The following is an 18914-nucleotide window of genomic DNA, read 5'->3' as shown; positions in this document are numbered from 1 at the left end:
TGTCATTGTCTCACGCGCTTCGAGGCGCGTTCTACTCCATTCTTGCACCAACACCAGCTCTTGCGGCACGGCCTCCGCGGCGACCGGCAGATGCGGGGGCAGGCACCGCCGCAGCGGCTCCGCCTTCCACCGGCTTGTAGTCGCGATAGGTCGTGATCCAGTTGCCGCAATTCTGGTCGGTGCCGTTCAGGACGTTGGCGGCGCGGACGGCTTCCATTTCCTGCGGACGACAGGGGTTCATGATCGCCGACGTCATGCCTGCGCCGATCACCATCGGGATGAAGCCGGCATTGATGCCGTGGCGGTGGGGCAGGCCGAAGGAGATGTTGGAGAGACCGCAGGTCGTGTTGACCTTCAGCTCCTCGCGCAGGCGCCTGAGCAGCGCAAAGACCTGCAGCCCGGCCGAGCCCAGTGCGCCGATCGGCATGACCAGCGGATCGACGACGATGTCGTGCGCCTTGATGCCGTGGTCGGCGGCGCGTTCGACGATCTTCTTGGCGACCGCGAAACGCACGTCCGGGTCCATGGAAATGCCGGTCTCGTCGTTGGAGATCGCCACGACCGGCACGTCGTATTTCCTGCAGAGCGGCAGGATGGCCTCGAGCTTTTCCTCTTCGCCCGTCACGGAGTTGACCAGCGGCCGCCCCTTCGCGACCTTCAGCGCCGCCTCGATTGCGGCCGTCACGGAACTATCGATCGACAGCGGCACGTCGACGAGGCCCTGTACGATTTCCAAGGTCCGGACGAGGAGCGGCGGCTCGGTCTCGTTCGGGTTGACGGCGGTCACGCCGGCATTGACGTCGAGCATGGTGGCGCCAGCCGCAACCTGTTCCAGCGCATCCTTGATGACGGTGTCGAAATTGCCTTCCACCATTTCCGCCGCGAGCTTCTTGCGGCCGGTCGGATTGATGCGTTCGCCGATCACGCAGAAGGGCTGGTCGAAGCCGATCACGACTTCCCGGGTTGCGGATGCAACGATGGTGCGGGTCATTAATTCCTCCGGGCATTCCTCTTGGATGCCGAAATGAGTGTTCTTCTGCTACGTCAGACCGTTTCGCGTCCGCCTGCCTTTACCAGTGTCGCGAGCCGTTCCTTGTCATAGGCCGCTTCAAGCTCGGCCGCAGCCTTATCGGCTTCGGCCTCCAGATCATCGGAAACGACGACAGGATCGGCCTTTCGCCATTCCGCAAGATAATCATCCGTCTCCGAAGCTCCAGTCCGCATGGCACACATGTCGATCGCCTCTGTGAAGCGAAGCGACAGTTCGCGCTTGGCGGTCTGGCGGCCCTTTTTGACGATCACCTGGGCCGGAATGTCCCGCCAGTAGACGATGATTCGGTCGGCCATGATTTCCTCCGTGTCGAGAACAAGCATGCACGGGCAGGGCGCGGAGGACTGCGCTTGCCACGACGTCGCATAGAGCAAAAAGCGACGCGGCTACCAGATACCCTTGGTGAAACCGTGATAGACCCATGTCCAGATCGCCGGCGGAAAGCGCAGGACGGAGGGCCCTTGCGGCTGACAGGGCTTCAACGTACCGCCGATCGCCTCCTGTAGAGCGCGAACGCTAATGTCGACGCAAGCCGCCGTCATCAGCAGCGGGTAGGTGGCGAGGCTGTCGGCACGGGAGGGCGTCAGCCGCTTCTCGTACAGCGTTCCGCCGGTGTCGATGCCCTTGTCCACCAGATGCACGGTCGCGCCGAAGTTCTTCTCGTCGCCTTCGACGAGCGACCAGTATCCGCCCATCTGGCCGCGATACCTGGGATTGATTCCGGCGTGAAAATTGACGACCGGGCAGGGGATAGCGGCGAGTGTCTGCGGCGACAGGATACGGCAGGAGATGGTGAAGATCGCAGCCGGCTGCAGCTTTGTCACCATGGCGTGACAGGCAGGATCATTCAATGACGGCACACAGGTTACCGGAATGGCGGGATTTGGCTCGGCGGACAGGCCGTAATCGCGGATGATCTCTGCCGATCGTCTTGCAGCAACGTTCTTGCCGAGTCTGGGGGCAACCATGGTGCCGGGTTGCCCGATCGCGGTCGCCCAGCCGAAGCGCCTGGCACGGCGTCTTAACAGCGCGCCCTTCGTTTCAGGTTGTTCCTCGATCACATGCAAATCGGGAAAATGCCGGGCGAGCGCATTGATCATCACCTGCGGATTGGTCCCGCCGGCGGTCATCACCACGATCCGAGAAGAGCCCTGTTCCTGCATCTGCCGCCCCTTGTCCACAAAGCGGCACTCTTCTCGTGAAGCCGAAAGAAACCGTTAAGCCGAGCGTAACGCTTGCGTGAGGTCGCCGTAGCCGGTGAAGCGGTATTCGTAGGAGAGGCCGAGATAATCAGCCGCCGCACGCGCTTTCTCCTGCAATGTCTCATCTTCCTGCTGGGAGAGATAGACGAGCTTGCGGTAATTGCCGAAATACATGTCTTTCAGTTCGGGGTGTCTGTCGAGGCCAAGTGGCTGGACGACGAAGGCTTCGAACTGGCGAGCGAGGAAATCCGTCAGGAAGAAAGAGAGCAGATCGTCATCGGCCTTGGCCGCAAAGGCCTCGTTGCCGGCGAAGAATGAGTAGCAATGCGGTCCTTCGATCCGCGCGATGCCCTCGCGTTCGCACAACCGGTCGATCGCGCCGCCAGTGCCGCAATCCGCATAGGCGAAGAAAATCCTCTCGAACCCGTTCTGACGCGCCTCCGCGACCGCCTTTTCGAGTCCCGGCACGATTTTCTGGGGATAGGCATGCCAGATCGCCGGCAGGCAGTTGAGATCGATATGGTCGAGTCCACTCTGTTCGCAGACCGCGAGAATCTCCCGCGCGATGGCCCCGCAGGCGATCACGTGAACCTTTTCGCGGTTTGAACGTTCCTTCGCCGGAAATTCGCTTTCCGGAACAATTCGATCCATTTCCATCGGAGTATTCTATCATGACGGCCAGAACAGTCACGGTGATCGCCGCGCTTTTCGCGACGATGGTTTCGCTTTCCTCCTGCGGCAATACGATCCGCGGCGTGGGTCAGGACACGGCGAATGCTGTCGACGCCACCCAGGATGCCGGCCGCCGCGTCGAACGTGCTGCTCGCTGATTAGACTGAACCGCCTTAGCCGCTGGCCAGTCTCAGACGCCGGCGGCGAGGCTGTTATGCCTGCGGCGGATGAACTCCTTCGCCGTCTCGACGGTGACTGCGGCATCGCGGCAATAGGCGTCAGCCCCCACCGCCTTGCCGAACTCCTCGTTAAGCGGCGCGCCACCCACCAGCACGATATAATCGTCGCGGATCCCCTTTTCCTTCATCGTGTCGATAACGACCTTCATATAGGGCATGGTCGTGGTCAAAAGCGCCGACATGCCGATGATGTCGGGCTTTTCCCGCTCGATCGCATCCAGATAGTTCTCGACCGGGTTGTTGATGCCGAGGTCGATGACGTCGAAACCGGCACCTTCCATCATCATGCCGACCAGGTTCTTGCCGATATCGTGGATATCGCCCTTGACTGTGCCTATGACCATCTTGCCAAGCTTCGGCGCGCCGGTCTCAGCGAGCAGCGGACGCAGGATCGACATTCCGGCCTTCATCGCATTGGCCGATAACAGCACCTCCGGCACGAAGAGGATGCCGTCGCGGAAATCGATACCGACGATGCGCATGCCCTCGACCAGCGCCTTGGTCAGGACATCGTAAGGCGTCCAGCCGCGCTCCAGCAGGATATTCGTGGCCTCCTCGATCTCCTCCCTGAGGCCATCGTAAAGGTCGTCGTGCATCTGCTGCACGAGTTCCTCGTCGGAAAGTTCCGAAAGGATGATTTCGTCATCGGACATGGGATTCTTCCCTTCACGTTCGCGGGGCCGGGCAAATCAGACGCTCACCGTCTTCGAATATCTGTACCTTCAAATCGTTTCGCAATTTCTTTCGTATGCGACAGCCGTGCGTCGGAAAAACGACGGATGACGAACGTCAAGAAATGTCTGTCCTGCACAAACCCGTGACGCAGAAAGGCAGGGCTCAGCTTGCACATAGGCCTAGCATGGCGCATCAGAAGGAATGCGCAAAGAGCGGCGCGAAGGCGAGGAACATCATGGACGATCTGAACCAGCAAACGGAACCGGCAGGCGGCGCGGGACGACGCGGCCGCGGCGAACGGGGCGCGGCGGGCCGCCGGGCAGCACGCGCGGGCGGCGGTCCGGGGCCGTCCTTGCCCTACATCACCCGCAGGATCGGCGTCTATGACGTGCTCGACGAAGAGGGTCTGCAGCTCATCGAGCGCAATGCCGACACGATCCTCGAAGAGATCGGCATCGAGTTCCGCGACGACGACGAAGCGCTCGACCTCTGGAGACAAGCCGGCGCCGACGTCCAGGGCCACCGGGTGCATTTCCCGAAAGGGCTTTGCCGCGAACTGCTGAAGACCGCGCCGAAAGAGTTCACCTGGCACGCGCGCAATCCGGCACGTAGCGTGCAAATCGGCGGCAATGCGACCGTCTTCGCACCCGTCTATGGTCCGCCCTTCGTGCGCGACCTCGATGGCAAGCGCCGTTATGCGACGATCGAGGATTTCCGCAATTTCGTGAAACTGTCCTATATGGCGCCGTCCATGCATTCCTCGGGCGGGACGGTCTGCGAACCGGTCGATATTCCGGTCAACAAGCGCCATCTCGACATGGTCTACAGCCATATCAGATATTCCGACAAACCCTTCATGGGTTCGGTCACCGCCCCGGAACGTGCCGAGGATACGGTCGCCATGGCGAAGATCGTTTTCGGCAACGAATTCGTCGAAAACAATTGCGTGACGCTGAACCTCATCAATGCCAATTCGCCGATGGTCTTCGACGGCACCATGCTCGGCGCGCTGAAAGTCTATGCGCGGCACAACCAGGCCTCCGTCGTTTCACCCTTCATCCTGTCGGGCGCCATGAGCCCGGTCACGGTCGCCGGCACGCTGACGCAGATCCTCGCCGAAGTCCTGGCGGGCGCGTCTTTCTCGCAGCTTATCCGAAAGGGCTCGCCGGTCCTTTTCGGCACGTTTGCGGCATCGATCTCCATGCAATCGGGCGCGCCGACCTTCGGTACGCCGGAGCCATCGCTCGTTTCCTATGGCGCGGCCCAGCTCGCCCGCCGCCTCGGCCTGCCGTTCCGCACCGGCGGTTCGCTCTGCGGCTCCAAGGTGCCGGATGCGCAAGCCGCGCACGAATCCTCCAATACGCTCAACACGACGCTGCTTGCCGGCACGAACTTTGTCCTGCATGCGGCCGGCTGGCTGGAGGGCGGCCTCGTCAGTTCCTATGAGAAATTCATGATCGACCAGGACCAGCTCGGCATGATGCAGAAGATGGCGCAAGGCATCGATCTTTCGGAAGAAGGTCAGGCGCTCTCAGCGATCCGCGAAGTCGGACCGGGCAGCCATTATCTCGGCTGCACGCATACCCAGGCGCATTTCCAGACAGCCTTCTACCGCTCGGCGCTTGCTGACAACAACTCGTTCGAGCAGTGGGAGATCGAGGGAGAGAAGCGGATCGAGCAGCGCGCCAATGCGCTCTGCCGTGCATGGCTCGATTCCTACGAGGCGCCGCCGCTCGATCCCGCCATCGACGAAGCCCTGCTTGCCTTCATCAAGGATCGCAAGGATTCGATGCCTGACGCCTTTACTTGAAGAGAGCCCGAGGCCGCCAGGGAGCAAGGCGGCGCCAAGCTGGTTGCCGACTTCATCCAGGAAGGAGTCTGGCGCCCGCACTATAAGCATCAGGGGCCGCAATGAGCGGCCTCCCGGCGGTTCTCGACCGAATTTCGGAGGCGCTCGAGCCGCATGGTATCTTCGCCCGTGGCATTGTTAGTTTCGGACCGGACGAGGGGCCATTGCTGGCGGATGGCTCGAAGGCGCGATCGGTCGTGCTGCTCGGCAATCTGGGCGGGTCGATGTGGCCGGCCTTTGCCAGATGGCGTCGGAGTTATGATGGCCCCGATCCCCTCGATACGTGGTCGAAACAACGGATCCGGCCATTGGCAGAAGAACTCGGAGCAACCGCTTATTTCCCCTCCGATCGGCCTTGGCAACCGTTTCAGCAATGGGCAATGAAGGCGGAAGGGCTGAAGCCTTCGCCGCTCGGTATCCTGATCCATCCGCAATACGGGCTGTGGCACGGCTATCGCGGCGCACTCGGTTTTCCGTTCAAGATTGAAACCAACATCACCAAGCCCGGCCATCCTTGCGATACCTGCCGGGACAAGCCTTGCCTTACAGCCTGTCCGGTCGCGGCGATCGGCCTGTCCGGCTTCGATATCGCGGCCTGTCGCTCCCATCTCACCAGCGAGAGTGGTAAGAAAGCCTGCATGACTTACGGCTGTCTGGCGCGCAACGCCTGCCCGATCGGCGCGCAATTCCGCTACCCGCCCGAACAGCTCCGCTTCCACATGGAGGCGCTGATCTAGATTTCTGCCTTGGGATAAGCCCGTTCCAATCCGCCGGAACGGGTCAGTCCTTCGCGGAAGGCGGCGTAGGCCGGGTGTTGGCTCGACTTGGCGGACTCCATCAATCGCATCTGCAGCCGGGCAGGGGCCGTATTGCCGATCCATTCGCCACATTTTTGCAGCTTGAGCGAATTCAGGAAGCGCGCCTCCGATGCCTGATCGAGATAGAGATGCAGGCCATCGAGCAGCAGGTCGTCGGAGGTCGGGTTGTTCATCAGCAGCGTGAGCCACGACTGGTTCTCCGGCGAAAACCCTGCGAGGCTTTCTGCCACCGTCTCCCGGCTGCCGATCGGGGATATGCTTGCCATCTGATGCTCCTCGGCGCTAGCCGCGGCGGCGACGTCTTTCCCGGCCGGAATCGCCGCCCGATTCACTGGCGGTCTTATTGCGCAGCGGGCCTATCTTGTCGACGATTTCCTCGATTGTCGGCCGTGGATGTGGCGTATAGTCATCGAGGGCCTTGCGCATGGCCGCCAGATGTTCACAGGACGTGCCGCAGCATCCGCCGATGATCCTTGCGCCTGCATCGCGGGCGAGTCTCGCGTATTCGGCCATCAGCGGCGGCGTGCCGGAATAGAATATCTCCGCACCGCGATATTCCGGAATGCCGCAATTGCCCTTGACGATGGTGATGGCTTCCGGGGCGGCTGCAGTGATGTCGAGCAGGCTTGAAAGGATATCCGAAGCGCCGACGCCGCAATTGGCGCCGACAGCGACCGGGCCTTCGCCGACACTCCTTGCGACGCCGTGTATATCCTTGGGGTCGAGGCCCATCATGGTCTTGCCCGCCGTGTCGAAGGACCCGGTATAGGTGTAGGGCAGGCCGACCTTCGCGGCGGCCTCTGCCGCGGCACGGATTTCCTTCGGCGAGGACATGGTCTCGATCCAGGCGATTTCGGCACCACCAGCCTTCAGGCCTTCGATCTGCTCTGCGAAGGCTGATACGGCGTCTTCATAGGAAAGCGCGCCGAGTGGTATCAGGAGTTCGCCGGTCGGGCCGACCGAGCCGGCGACGATCACCTTGCGGCCTGCCTTTTCGGCAACCGAGCGCGCGATTTCCGCAGCTCGTTTGTTGAGGTCATAGACCCGGTCATCGGCCTTATGAAGCTTCAGCCTGTGTCGGGTGCCACCAAAGGAGTTGGTCAGGATGATGTCGGCACCTGCGTCGACGAAATCCTGATGAAGTTTTTCGATCTTCTCCGGCGCCGTTTCATTCCAGAGTTCCGGCGCCTCGCCCGCTTCGAGCCCCATGGCGAAGAGATTGGTACCGGTCGCGCCATCGGCCAACAGCACGCCTTTTTCATTGAGAAGTTCGGTCAGCGCGTTGGCAGTCGGCATCCAGGCTCTCCTTGCATCGGAAATCGATCATATAAAGATTTCTTTATATGCGTTCAAGTCGCAGCCATCTGCCTCTTCGCGACGTTGGCGTCTCTTATTCCGTCGCTCCCTTTTTCCGTCTCGTGGCTGGCCGGCATGACCATGGCGGCAATGATGGTCTGAAGGTCCAGCATGCCGCTTGGCGTTCCGCTCCCGTCCACCACGATCGCGCGTGACTGGCCCGCCTCGGTCATTTGCCTGGCGGCGGCTTCCAGTGTCGCGTCGGCTGCGAGTCGCAGGCCATCCGGCGTATCGTCGAGCGGCCGCATGACCGTGCGAGCCCGGATGACGCGGCCGCGGTTCACTTCCTTGACGAAGGCGGTGATGTAATCATCGGCCGGTGACAGCACGATCTCCTGGCCGGTCCCCTGTTGTATTACCTGCCCGTCGCGCAGGATGGCGATCTTGTCGCCAAGCCTGAGCGCCTCGTCGAGATCGTGAGTGATGAAGACGACGGTTTTCCTGAGCTCTGCCTGGAGGTCGAGCAGCACGGTCTGCATGTCGACGCGGATCAACGGATCGAGCGCCGAATAGGCCTCGTCCATCAACAGGATATCAGCATCGTTGGTGAGCGCCCGGGCCAGGCCGACGCGCTGCTGCATGCCGCCGGAAAGCTGGTTCGGATAGTGCTTTTCAAAACCGGCAAGCCCGACGCGTTCGATCCAGTGCTGGCCGCGCTTGAGGCTTTCGGAGCGTGGAATGCCCTGGATATCGAGTCCGTAGACGGTGTTTTCGATGACTGTCCGATGCGGCAGGAGCGCGAATTTCTGGAAGACCATCGCCGTCTTGTGGCGGCGGAATTCGCGCAGGTCCTTTTCGTTCATCCGGCAGATATCGATGCCGTCATAGACGACCTCGCCCGTGGTCGGCTCGATCAGCCGGTTGATATGGCGGATCAGGGTCGACTTGCCCGAGCCGGAAAGCCCCATCACCACGGTGATGCCGCCCGCCGGCATGGAGATGCCGATGTCCTTCAAACCCAGCACATGGCCGTGCTTCTCGTTGAGTTCGGCCTTGGTCATGCCGGCCTTGATGGCCTCTATATAGTCGCGGCCGAAAGGCCCGAATATCTTGTAGAGGCCTCTGATCTCGATGCCATGACTAGCCATGAACCACCTCCGAGTGCTTTTGTAGTCGCTTGCCGAAGGCCTGGCTGGTCCGGTCGAAGATGATCGCGATCGCCACCAGCGCGAAACCGTTCAGGAACCCGAAGGTGAAGAACTGGTTGTTGATGGCCTGCAGGGTGTTTCTGCCAAGCCCGCCGACGCCGACCATGGAGGCAACGACGACCATGGCGAGCGACATCATGATCGTCTGGTTGATGCCGGCCATTATGGTGGGGAGTGCGAGCGGCATCTGCACGTTCCAGAGCTTTTGGCCAGGCGAGGAGCCGAAGGCATCGGCCGCCTCCAGCACTTCCTTGTCGACCAGGCGAATACCGAGATTGGTCAGCCGGATCATCGGCGGTACGGCATAGATCACCACCGCGATCAGCCCCGGCACCTTGCCGATCCCGAAGATCACGACCACGGGAATCAGATATACGAAACTCGGCATAGTCTGCATCACGTCCAGGATTGGATTGATAACGCCCTGGATCCGATCGGAGCGGGCCATCAGGATGCCGATCGGCAGACCGATGACGATAGCAATCAGGGTGGCCACCGTGACGATCGCGAGCGTCACCATCGTATCGCCCCACAGTCCGGACATGCCGATCAGCAGCATGCCGATCGCGGTACCGATGGTGATGCGGAGGCTGCGACTACCGAGATAGACGATCGCCAGCATGATCATCAGCACGACGATCCAGGGCGAATTGGTGAAGAGCCGCTCCAGATAGTTCAGGAACCATTGCAGAGGCGCAGTCACGGCGTCTATGACGTGACCATATTCCCTTACGAGCCCCTTGAAGCCGTCGTCGATTATCTTGCGTGCATCACGAATATAGTGATCACTGATGGCCGGGAATTTACAGAGAATGCCCGGCACGAAATCGCAGCTCGCCATGCTTTTCCCCTTGTCTGTTCTATATTTTGCCTTTCGCAACCCGACATGGCTTTCCGGGTGCGGCGGCAATTTCCGGCAGGTTTCCGCATCGGGAGTATCGCCCGGCGACCACTCCCATGCACCACCGCAGACGACATCGAGCGACGTCCACGACAAATGCAGCTGCCGAGGGCGACGCCCGGAGCGTCGCCCTCGGCATATCCATTACCGTCAGAGGGAGGCTTTGATCTTATCGGCGACTTCCGGCGAGACCCACTTGGTCCAAACCTCCGGCATGGTCTCGAGGAAGTGCTTGGCAGCATCCTCGTTGGTGCCCTGGTTGTCCGTCTGCCACGCGAGAATGCTGTTGACCGTCGCGTTGCTCCATTTGCGATTCTTGATGTAGTCCATCGCAACGTTCGCCTTCTCGGCAAACTGCTTGGTGACAACGGTGAAGGCCTGCGAGGTTGGATAGGAGTTGACCTTGGGGTTTGCGCAGTCCGGCACCGCGGTGCAGGCGTCCCACTCGGCTTTGTCGTGCGGTACGTCGAAGGAGAGCTTCACCATTTCGTATTTGCCGAGGATGGCCGTTGGCGCCCAATAATATCCGAGCCATCCGGTCTTCTTTTCGAAAGCGCTGGCGATCGACCCGTCAAGGCCGGCTGCGGAACCCGTATCGACCAGTTCGAAGCCTTTGTCCTGTGCTGCGAGCGCCTTGTAGAGATTGGCGGTCGAAACCTGGCAGTTCCATCCCGAGGGACAGTTGGTCACCGCACCCTTCGACGGATCTTCGGGGGCCGGGAACAGATCCGGATGCGCGAGCGCCTGTTGAACCGTCTTGATGTCCGGGTGGGCGTCGGCAAGGAATTTCGGAATCCACCAGCCCTCCACGGCGCCGTCGGCAAGGATCTCCGCGGCGATGATCAGCCGGCCATCGGCAGCGGCCTGGTCGAGCAGGGTGCGCACCGAATTGATCCAGAATTCCGGCGCGATATCCGGCTGACTTTTCTCATTCATGGAGGTGAAGGTCGGCATCGTGTCGCCCGAGACGAGTTCGACAGTGCAATCATACCCTTCTTCAAGAATGATCTTGTCGACATTGGCGGCGACACCCGCCGAGGCCCAGTTCATCTCCGCAATCGAAATCGAGCCGCAATCGGCCTGCGCCGAACCGGCAAAGGAATAAAGACCGGCGGCGAAGACAGTGGAAGCAAGCAGTTTTTTCATCTTAAGACCTCCCAGTCTTATCGTTCCAAATGTTCACTTCGGTGGATGTCCGGCAAGGCCATCCGCTAGCGCGGGCGCAGCGCATACAACCGGTGAATGCTGCCGCGCAGACGTTGCTGGGGCGATGCGTCTTTTCGCATCTGCGGAATGCTGTCACAGATACTGCGCATTTATATGTCAGCCCAATGCAAGGTACGGTTTCCCCAACAGAAATCAACCTGTCCCGGGCAAGCGCGCAATGCGCGGGCAAATATCAAACCTTTGTCTGAGCTCGATTCCCGGTCGAAAAATCATCATTTGCCATCGTTCTCAGCGACAATTCCAGCGTGCGGGAGAGATGGTACATGGTAGGCGAAAAAGTCACGCCCGAGATTTGACGTTTTGTAGTCGATTAGCGCCGTTTCCAGCAGTCCGAAATTTTTCGAAAAAAGACGAAAAATAAGAAATTCACGCAGCTTACCGCCCGTAATAACCATCCGGTAAGAATGTCGCGCTATTGGTTTCAATGCGGGCGGTTAGCTTGCCTTTGGCACCGGATCAGGTAGTGCGTACCGGTTGCCCTTGCTTCCCGACGGCGCCTTGACCTTTTCGGCTGCGGGCATTTTCATCTTCCGATTGTCGTCAGATTCACCGCCGCCGCATCCGAGCGGGCGTTGCGGCAGCGGAGATTGACACTTATCTCCAAAGCCTTCACCATTGCCAGGCAATGCAAATCCAGAGTCATCACCACCAACAGGGCCGGACGCCTCTCTTGTCTACGAATCGTCCGGTCCCCTCTGGAACAGGCTCCTTTCTTCCATGACACGCTCCGGTCACGTCACGTTCGTCCTCGGCGGTGCCCGCTCGGGCAAATCCGGCTTTTCCGAAAAACTCGCCCGGGAGACCGGCTTTGAACGCCACTATATTGCGACCGGCCGCGCCTATGATGACGAAATGAGGCAGCGGATCGCCCGTCACCGAGCCGATCGGGGCGACGGATGGGTGACACATGAAGTGCCGGTCGATCTCGTGTCGCGCATCGAAGCAATCGATGCGCCGGGCAGGGTAGCGCTTGTCGATTGTCTCACGCTCTGGATCACCAACCTCATGATGGAAAATCGGGATATCGATGCGGCAGGCGAAATGCTCGTCCGAAGCTTCGCTCCCCTTGCTGGCCGTCTGATCCTCGTTTCCAACGAGGTGGGGCTTGGCATCGTGCCGGAGAACAGAATGGCGAGAGAGTTCCGAGACCATGCCGGGCGCCTGCATCAGAAGATCGCCGCGGCGGCTGATGAGGTCTTCTTCATCGCCGCCGGTCTGCCGCTGAAGATGAAGGGTTAGAAACCGACCCAGATCCGCACCGGGTGGGCCGGATCGGCGAGCAGTTTGAGCGCCAGGGCAAGGCAAGAAAGAACCAGCAGCGGCTTGATCAGCTTCGCGCCGCTCCTCATCGCCATCCGCGAGCCGACCTGAGCGCCGAAGAACTGGCCGATCCCCATCAGAAGGCCGATCTTCCAGAGCACCGAACCCGTTGCGGCAAAGACCAGGAAGGAGCCGAAGTTCGATCCGAGATTGATGAGCTTGGTATGGGCGGTCGCCTTCAGCATGCCGAACCCGGCGAGCAAAACGAAGCCGAGCATATAGAAGGAGCCCGCACCCGGACCGAACACACCGTCGTAAAGCCCCACCAGGGGAACAACCGTCAGCCCGAAAACAAATGGAGTCACCCGTTGGTGGCTGTCGCTGTCGTTGAGGTTCGGTTTGACTGCGAAAAAGACGGCGATCGCGATCAGCAGGAAGGGGATTGCTGCCGCGAGCCACTTGGCCGGCACCATGGAGGCGAGTATGGCGCCTATGGCTCCGCCGAGAAGCGACATGGCCGCCATCGGCAGCTGTTTTCTTAAGTTGACATGACCGCGCCGGGCGTAGGCAATTGTCGCCGAAGCAGAACCGAATTGCGATTGCAGCTTGTTCGTTGCGATCGATTCCAGCGGCGGAATGCCGGCGATCAGCATGGCCGGAATGGTAATGAGCCCGCCGCCACCAGCGATCGAATCCACAAAACCGGCAAAAAAAGAGGCGAGGAAAAGCATCAGGACGAGATGCGAGGCAAGGTCGTTCAAGGGAAAAACTCGGTAAGCGGCGAAATGCGCGAACTAAGACGCGGCGCGCTTCTCGCATCGAATGTGGATTGACGCAAGGCAATCTCGCTCGAAGTCGCCATGCCGCCGGGGATTGCGCTGCAAATGTTTGGCGCTATTGTGCGCCGCCTTGAAAGCCGCCGAATATGGGGATGAAGCATATGCATAAGGTCATTTTCGATACGGATCCAGGCGTTGATGACGCCATGGCCCTGCTTTTCCTGCATCGGCATCCCGAGATCGACCTTCTCGGCGTGACGACGGTCTTCGGCAATGTGCCGCTGGAGCTGACCACCCGCAATGCGCAGTTCCTGCATCGGGAATGGAATATCTCCGCACCCATCTCGATTGGCGCCGAAAGCACGCTCGATCCCTCGCGCCGCGATGATCGAGCGGCATCCGTCGTGCACGGTGCCGATGGCCTCGGCAATATCGGCGTGCCGCAGACGATCGACTGGCCGCTTGATTCGCGTCCCGCCTATCAGTTCATCATCGAGACCGTGCGGGCCAATCCGGGCGAGGTGACGCTGGTTGCCGTTGGCCGCATGACAAACCTCGCATTGGCGCTGAGGGCTGATCCGGGCATCGCAGGCCTCGTCAAGGAAGTGGTCGTCATGGGCGGCGCCTTCGATGTGATCGGCAACGTGACGCCTGCTGCCGAGGCGAATATCCACGGCGATCCGGAAGCGGCCGACGTTCTTTTCACCGCACCGTGGAAAGTGACCATCGCCGGGCTCGACGTGACGATGAAGACGATCATGACCGCCGAATATCTCGACGTGATGGTCAAGTCGGGCGATCAGTCCGTACAGCTCCTCTCGGACCTGTCGCAGTATTACATCGACTTCTACAAGAGCCGCGTCGGCATTGCCGGCATGGCCGTGCATGACAGCACGGCCTGTGTTTACCTGGTTCGGCCGGACCTTTTTACCTTGCGCAGCGGTGCCGTGCGCGTCGTCTGCGGCGGCATTGCCGATGGAGCGACGATCCAGTCGCCGGACCATGGCCGCAAATTCACCGGAAGCCCTTGGGATGGCCACCCGAGCCAGCGGGTCTGCACGGATGTCCGATCTGAAGAGGTGCTGGAAGTCATCCGTGCGGCGCTGGTGGAAGGTCGCCATTCGATTGCTGTTTAGGCAACAGTTCCAGCGCAAATTGACGCTCTCGAAAACGAGGCCATTGGCATTTGAGATCGATTTCCCTATGTGGGACGTTGATTTTGATATTCTTCAGAGGACATGGGCGTGACTGCTACATTCGACAAAGTTGCCGACATCATCGCTGAGACCAGCGAAATCGATCGCGAAACGATCACGCCGGAAAGCCATACGATCGATGACCTGGGCATCGACAGCCTCGACTTTCTGGATATCGTCTTCGCCATCGACAAGGAATTCGGCATCAAGATTCCGCTGGAACAGTGGACGCAGGAAGTGAACGAAGGCAAGGTTTCGACCGAGGAATATTTCGTCCTCAAGAACCTCTGCGCCAAAATCGACGAGCTGAGGGCGGCAAAGGGCTGACCGCCCGCCGGCAATCTCATGCTGCTCGAATACTTCCAGATGATCGACCGCGTCGAAGCGGTCGATCTAGGCGCCAAACTCCTCAAGGCGCGGTCGGTCGTGCCGGCTAAAAGCCCGGTCTTCGAGGGCCATTTTCCCGGAATGCCGCTGGTTCCGGGCGTCCTCCTGATCGAAACCATGGCGCAGGCCTCGGGTTTCCTGGTGCTCGCCGCCACGAATTTTGCCGCCATGCCTTTCCTGATGTCGGTCGACGGCGCCAAGATGCGCACGTTCGTCGAACCGGATGCCGTCCTCGACATCGAGGCGTTTCTGGAGCATGAGGGTTCGGGCTACGCCGTCACCAAGGCGAAGATTACGAGTGCCGGCAAGAAGGTATGCGACGCGCAGCTCAAGCTGCGCACCATGCCCTTCAGCGAAATCCCGCTGGCGCCGATTGTCCGCAAGCGCGCGGAAGAGGTCGGCCTTATGGACGCGCTCGCCGCAAAGGCATAAGAGCCATTCATCGTTCACGGACGACGACTGGCCCCGAATTTTTATTTTGACGCAATTCCGGACGGAAAACCGGTTTCCATGTTCCTGGATTTGCTGGACGCTCATCCATCAGCCGATGGGCAAAGAGGACATGATGAAGTCTGACAATGATGTCGTGATTACCGGGATCGGGATCGTTACCTGCCAGGGCGTCGGGAAGGAGCCGCACGTTGCGCTTCTCTCTTCCGCCGACGCGGGTGCGCCCAGGGTCGAGACGGAACGTTTCGCTCCCTATCCGGTCCATCCCATGCCGGAAATCGACTGGTCGGCGCAGATCCCGAAGCGCGGTGACCAGCGCCAGATGGAGAACTGGCAGCGGCTCGGCGTCTTTTCCGCTGGTCTTGCGCTCGACGATGCCGGTCTCAAGACAGATGCGGAAGCCTGTGCCTCGATGGACATGATCGTGGCCGCCGGCGGCGGCGAACGCGATATCAAGGTCGATTCCCTGATCGTCGACGAAGCGCTGAAGCGCAATGACCGCGAGATGCTGCTCAACGAGAAACTGACGACCGAGCTTCGACCGACGCTGTTCCTTGCCCAGCTTTCCAATCTCGTCGCCGGCAATATTTCCATCGTCCATAAGGTCACCGGCTCGTCACGCACCTTCATGGGCGAGGAATCGGCTGGCATTTCTGCCGTTGAAACGGCTTTTCACCGCATCAAGGCGGGCCAGTCGAGCCACAGCCTCGTCGGCGGCGCCTTCGTGGCCGAGCGTGCCGATATCATCCTGCTTGTCGAGGGTATCCGCGCCCATGCGACGGGGGACTGGCATCCGATCTGGTCACGGTCCCCGGACAATGGCGGTGGCTTGATCATGGGGTCGGTTGGCGCTTTCCTGGTGCTCGAATCCCGCGCGCATGCCGAATCCCGTGGCGCGCATATCTATGCCGTCATCGACGCGATCGAAGGCGACCGCGGCAATCGCGACGAAGGCAAGCTCGAAAAGCGCCTGACGCGACTCGCCAGCCATGCCTCCGGTCTTTCGAAGGACGATACGGTCGTCTTGTCCGGCACGAGCGGGCTTGTCGATCTTGCCGCCCGTGAAAAGCTGCTGCTTGAGAAGGAGTTTCCGGGAATGCCGATCCGCGCTTATGGCGGAGTGACCGGACACGGCATGGAAGCGCAGTTCCCGCTTGGCCTTGCACTTGCGGCACTCAGCTTGGATGGCGCCGCGCGCATTCCTACATTCGATGCCCAGAACGAACAGCCGATGACGGCGCCCGCCAAGCATGCGGTGGTGACGACAGTCGGTTATACGCGCGGCGAGGGACTTGCTGTCCTCTCGGCCGCGTAAAGGAGATTTTGATGAGCGACAATCGCTTCAAGGATCATCTCGGCCGCCCGATCGTCGCCATCACCGGCATGGGCGTCCTGACCTCGCTCGGCCAGGGGCTCGCGGACAACTGGGCAGCGCTGACCTCCGGCACGTCCGGCATCCACAAGACCATTCGTTTTCCGACGGACAAGCTTTCCACCAGGATCAGCGGCACGGTCGATTTCATTCCCGTTCCGGCTGAAAATTCCGTCGAGCGTTCCTTCGCCTTCGCGCGCGAAACCACTATGGAAGCGCTCGCACAGGCGGGTCTTTCAGGCGATTTCGACGGTCCGCTGTTTTTCGCGGCCCCCCCGGTCGAGCCGGAATGGAGCGACCGTTTCGCGCTTGCCGATCGCGCTCCGCCATCAAAGACGGAAGGCGATGCCTATGACCGCTTCCTGGCGGCCATGCGCGAGCGTCCCGATCCCGTCTTCCTCGAAGCCGTGCAGTTCGGTTCAATCTCCGAGCGTCTTTCCGATACGTTCGGCACACGCGGGCTTCCGGTAACGCTCTCGACGGCCTGTGCATCTGGCGCCACCGCGATCCAGCTTGGCGTGGAAGCGATCCGCCAGGGCCGTACCGATCGCGCGCTGACGGTCGCGACCGACGGCTCGGTGAGTGCCGAGGCTTTGATCCGCTTCTCGCTGCTCTCGGCGCTTTCCACCCAGAACGATCCGCCGGAAAAGGCGTCGAAGCCATTCAGCAAGGATCGCGACGGTTTTGTCATCGCCGAAGGTGCTGCAACCCTGGTGCTCGAATCGCTGGCATCAGCCATCGCTCGCGGCGCCAAGATCCTCGGCATCATGAAGGGCTGCGGCGAAAAGGCGGACCATTTCCATCGCACGCGTTCCTCTCCGGATGGCGGCCCGGCAATCGCCACGATCCGCGCGGCACTTGCTGATGCCGGCATGGACGAAACCGGGATCGGCTATATCAACGCGCATGGCACCTCGACGCCGGAAAACGACAAGATGGAATATGGCGCCATGCTCGCTGTCTTCGGCGACGGGCTGAAGGACATTCCCGTCTCGTCGAACAAGTCGATGATCGGGCATACGCTGACGGCTGCAGGCGCCGTGGAAGCCGTCTTCTCGATCCAGACGATGCTTACAGGCACGTTGCCGCCGACCATCAACTACACCAATCCCGATCCGACGATCGTGCTCGATGTGGTGCCGAACAGGAAGCGGGACGCTCAGGCCAACGCCGTGCTTTCGAACTCCTTCGGCTTCGGTGGACAGAACGCCAGCCTTGTCATGACGCTGGAACCGGCTTAGAGACCGTCGCCAATCACGTTTGACGAGTTGGAACGCCTTCGGGCGAAGGAAAATTTATTATGCGCGCTCTGCAACTGATCGATGACCGCAAGCTCGAGGCCGTGGACATCCGCGAACCCGAAGCGCCCGGGCCGGGCGAGGTCACGTTGCGGGTCAAAGCCGTGGCGCTTAACCACATCGACGTCTGGGGCTGGCGCGGCATGGCGTTTGCCAAGCGCAAGATGCCGCTGACGATCGGCGCGGAGGCCTCCGGTGTCGTTGAGGCGATCGGTCCGGGCGTCTCGAATGTCCTGCCGGGCCAGCTCGTCTCGATCTACGGCGCGCGCACCTGCGGCCTTTGCAAGCCCTGCCGTGAGAAGCGCGACAATCTCTGTGAAAACGTTTCCGGCGTGCACGGCTTCCATCTCGACGGTTTTGCGCAGGAGAAGGCCAATCTTCCTGCACGCCTTCTCGTGCCGGCACCTCCGGGCGTCGATGCTGTGGGCGCAGCGCTTGCACCGGTCACCTTCGGCACGGTGGAGCACATGCTCTTCGACAATGCTAGGCTCCAGCCCGGCGAGACGATCCTCGTGCATGCCGGCGGCTCCGGTATCGGCAGCGCGGCGATCCAGCTCGCCAAGAAGACGGGCTGCACCGTCATCACCACCGTCGGCTCCGACGACAAGATCGAAAGGGCGAAGGCTCTCGGAGCCGATCACGTCATCAACTATCGCACCGACCGGTTCGAGGGCGTGGTGCGCAAGCTCACCAGAAAGAAGGGCGTCGACGTGGTCTTCGAACATGTCGGCAAGGATACCTGGGCCGGCTCTATGCTGTCCATGAAACGTGGTGGGCGGCTCGTCACCTGCGGCTCGACCTCCGGCGTCTCGACCGAGATGAACCTGATGATGCTCTTCCAGCAGCAGCTGAAACTGCTCGGCTCCTTCGGCTGCCGCATGGAGAACATGGCGGACGCCATGCAGAAGATGGCCCAGGGTATCGTCTACCCGGTCATCGACACGGAAGTCACCTTCGACGAGATCGACAAGGCGCTGGAGCGCATGGAAACCCGCCAGGTCTTCGGCAAGATCGTGCTCCGCATGGACTGAATG

At 60.8% G+C, this 18914-nt stretch carries 21 protein-coding genes; 10 read left to right on the top strand and 11 right to left on the bottom strand.

The features are described 5' to 3' along the window. Nucleotides 1-31: 31 nt before the first annotated feature. From JL39_RS05660 to JL39_RS05645, 4 genes are all read right to left on the bottom strand, one after another. Nucleotides 32-991 carry a methyltetrahydrofolate cobalamin methyltransferase gene (locus tag JL39_RS05660; RefSeq protein ID WP_037147208.1) on the bottom strand — a complete coding sequence of 320 codons (960 nt, stop codon included), beginning with the start codon at nt 989-991 and terminating at the stop codon, nt 32-34. Between the two features lie 53 nt (nt 992-1044). Next, nucleotides 1045-1347 carry a virulence factor gene (locus tag JL39_RS05655; protein ID WP_037148488.1) on the bottom strand — a complete coding sequence of 101 codons (303 nt, stop codon included), beginning with the start codon at nt 1345-1347 and terminating at the stop codon, nt 1045-1047. Between the two features lie 90 nt (nt 1348-1437). Further along, the gene (locus JL39_RS05650; RefSeq protein WP_037147205.1) at nt 1438-2214 is read right to left on the bottom strand and encodes a formyl transferase; all 777 of its coding nucleotides are present in this window, start codon (nt 2212-2214) and stop codon (nt 1438-1440) included. A 54-nt stretch (nt 2215-2268) separates the two neighbouring features. Beyond that, on the bottom strand, nt 2269-2904 hold the full coding sequence (locus JL39_RS05645; RefSeq protein ID WP_037148486.1) for a DUF1638 domain-containing protein: 636 nt from the start codon (nt 2902-2904) through the stop codon (nt 2269-2271). 65 nt (nt 2905-2969) lie between these two features. Between JL39_RS05645 and JL39_RS05640 the strand changes: the two genes are divergently transcribed. Beyond that, nucleotides 2970-3083 (top strand): entericidin, encoded by a 114-nt coding sequence (locus JL39_RS05640; RefSeq protein ID WP_233470280.1) that lies wholly within the window; start codon nt 2970-2972, stop codon nt 3081-3083. A gap of 32 nt (nt 3084-3115) precedes the next feature. Here JL39_RS05640 and JL39_RS05635 read toward each other — a convergent pair whose 3' ends face one another. Beyond that, nucleotides 3116-3817: a B12-binding domain-containing protein gene (locus JL39_RS05635; RefSeq protein WP_037147198.1), complete on the bottom strand. Its 702-nt coding sequence runs from the start codon at nt 3815-3817 to the stop codon at nt 3116-3118. Nucleotides 3818-4074: 257 nt separating this feature from the next. Between JL39_RS05635 and JL39_RS05630 the strand changes: the two genes are divergently transcribed. Further along, the gene (locus tag JL39_RS05630; protein WP_037148484.1) at nt 4075-5649 is read left to right on the top strand and encodes a trimethylamine methyltransferase family protein; all 1575 of its coding nucleotides are present in this window, start codon (nt 4075-4077) and stop codon (nt 5647-5649) included. A 101-nt stretch (nt 5650-5750) separates the two neighbouring features. After that, a complete protein-coding gene (locus JL39_RS05625) occupies nt 5751-6425 on the top strand; it encodes a 4Fe-4S dicluster domain-containing protein (RefSeq protein WP_037147194.1) in 675 nt (224 codons plus the stop codon). On the opposite strand, the gene JL39_RS05620 is transcribed toward JL39_RS05625, so the two are convergent. The 5 genes from JL39_RS05620 to JL39_RS05600 all read right to left on the bottom strand — a co-directional run bounded on the left by JL39_RS05620 (nt 6422) and on the right by JL39_RS05600 (nt 11057). After that, the gene (locus JL39_RS05620) at nt 6422-6772 is read right to left on the bottom strand and encodes a hypothetical protein (RefSeq protein ID WP_037147191.1); all 351 of its coding nucleotides are present in this window, start codon (nt 6770-6772) and stop codon (nt 6422-6424) included. The two genes, JL39_RS05625 and JL39_RS05620, sit on opposite strands and share 4 nt — an antisense overlap. Nucleotides 6773-6788: 16 nt before the next feature. Next, a complete protein-coding gene (gene bmt / locus JL39_RS05615; RefSeq protein ID WP_037147188.1) occupies nt 6789-7802 on the bottom strand; it encodes a betaine--homocysteine S-methyltransferase in 1014 nt (337 codons plus the stop codon). Nucleotides 7803-7855: 53 nt separating this feature from the next. After that, entirely contained in the window at nt 7856-8950 is a 1095-nt protein-coding gene (locus JL39_RS05610; RefSeq protein WP_052182690.1) for a glycine betaine/L-proline ABC transporter ATP-binding protein, read from the bottom strand. Then, the gene (locus JL39_RS05605) at nt 8943-9851 is read right to left on the bottom strand and encodes a proline/glycine betaine ABC transporter permease (protein WP_037147186.1); all 909 of its coding nucleotides are present in this window, start codon (nt 9849-9851) and stop codon (nt 8943-8945) included. Before JL39_RS05605 ends, JL39_RS05610 begins: the two co-directional genes overlap by 8 nt. A 210-nt stretch (nt 9852-10061) precedes the next feature. Next, on the bottom strand, nt 10062-11057 hold the full coding sequence (locus tag JL39_RS05600; RefSeq protein ID WP_037147183.1) for an ABC transporter substrate-binding protein: 996 nt from the start codon (nt 11055-11057) through the stop codon (nt 10062-10064). Nucleotides 11058-11855: 798 nt separating this feature from the next. On the opposite strand from JL39_RS05600, the gene cobU reads away from it, so the two are divergent. Next, on the top strand, nt 11856-12377 hold the full coding sequence (cobU, locus tag JL39_RS05590) for a bifunctional adenosylcobinamide kinase/adenosylcobinamide-phosphate guanylyltransferase (protein WP_037147178.1): 522 nt from the start codon (nt 11856-11858) through the stop codon (nt 12375-12377). On the opposite strand, the gene JL39_RS05585 is transcribed toward cobU, so the two are convergent. Beyond that, nucleotides 12374-13159 carry a TSUP family transporter gene (locus JL39_RS05585; protein ID WP_037147175.1) on the bottom strand — a complete coding sequence of 262 codons (786 nt, stop codon included), beginning with the start codon at nt 13157-13159 and terminating at the stop codon, nt 12374-12376. The two genes, cobU and JL39_RS05585, sit on opposite strands and share 4 nt — an antisense overlap. 179 nt (nt 13160-13338) lie before the next feature. Between JL39_RS05585 and JL39_RS05580 the strand changes: the two genes are divergently transcribed. From JL39_RS05580 to JL39_RS05555, 6 genes are all read left to right on the top strand, one after another. Beyond that, a complete protein-coding gene (locus tag JL39_RS05580; protein WP_037148481.1) occupies nt 13339-14313 on the top strand; it encodes a nucleoside hydrolase in 975 nt (324 codons plus the stop codon). 102 nt (nt 14314-14415) lie between these two features. Beyond that, on the top strand, nt 14416-14700 hold the full coding sequence (locus JL39_RS05575) for an acyl carrier protein (protein WP_003495848.1): 285 nt from the start codon (nt 14416-14418) through the stop codon (nt 14698-14700). Between the two features lie 18 nt (nt 14701-14718). Then, nucleotides 14719-15192, top strand: coding sequence for a 3-hydroxyacyl-ACP dehydratase FabZ family protein (locus JL39_RS05570; protein ID WP_037147172.1), 474 nt, complete (start codon nt 14719-14721; stop codon nt 15190-15192). A 130-nt stretch (nt 15193-15322) separates the two neighbouring features. Then, nucleotides 15323-16525 carry a beta-ketoacyl-ACP synthase gene (locus JL39_RS05565; protein WP_037148479.1) on the top strand — a complete coding sequence of 401 codons (1203 nt, stop codon included), beginning with the start codon at nt 15323-15325 and terminating at the stop codon, nt 16523-16525. Between the two features lie 11 nt (nt 16526-16536). Beyond that, nucleotides 16537-17823 carry a beta-ketoacyl-ACP synthase gene (locus tag JL39_RS05560; protein WP_037147169.1) on the top strand — a complete coding sequence of 429 codons (1287 nt, stop codon included), beginning with the start codon at nt 16537-16539 and terminating at the stop codon, nt 17821-17823. A gap of 59 nt (nt 17824-17882) precedes the next feature. Then, nucleotides 17883-18911 carry a zinc-binding dehydrogenase gene (locus tag JL39_RS05555; protein WP_037147166.1) on the top strand — a complete coding sequence of 343 codons (1029 nt, stop codon included), beginning with the start codon at nt 17883-17885 and terminating at the stop codon, nt 18909-18911. The last annotated feature ends 3 nt before the right edge of the window (nt 18912-18914 follow it).

The organism is Rhizobium sp. YS-1r, assembly GCF_000757525.1.
GTDB classification, from domain to species: Bacteria; Pseudomonadota; Alphaproteobacteria; order Rhizobiales; family Rhizobiaceae; genus Neorhizobium; species Neorhizobium petrolearium.
Note: the sequence above shows the minus strand (reverse complement) of the source record. Positions and strands in the feature narration are given on the sequence as shown.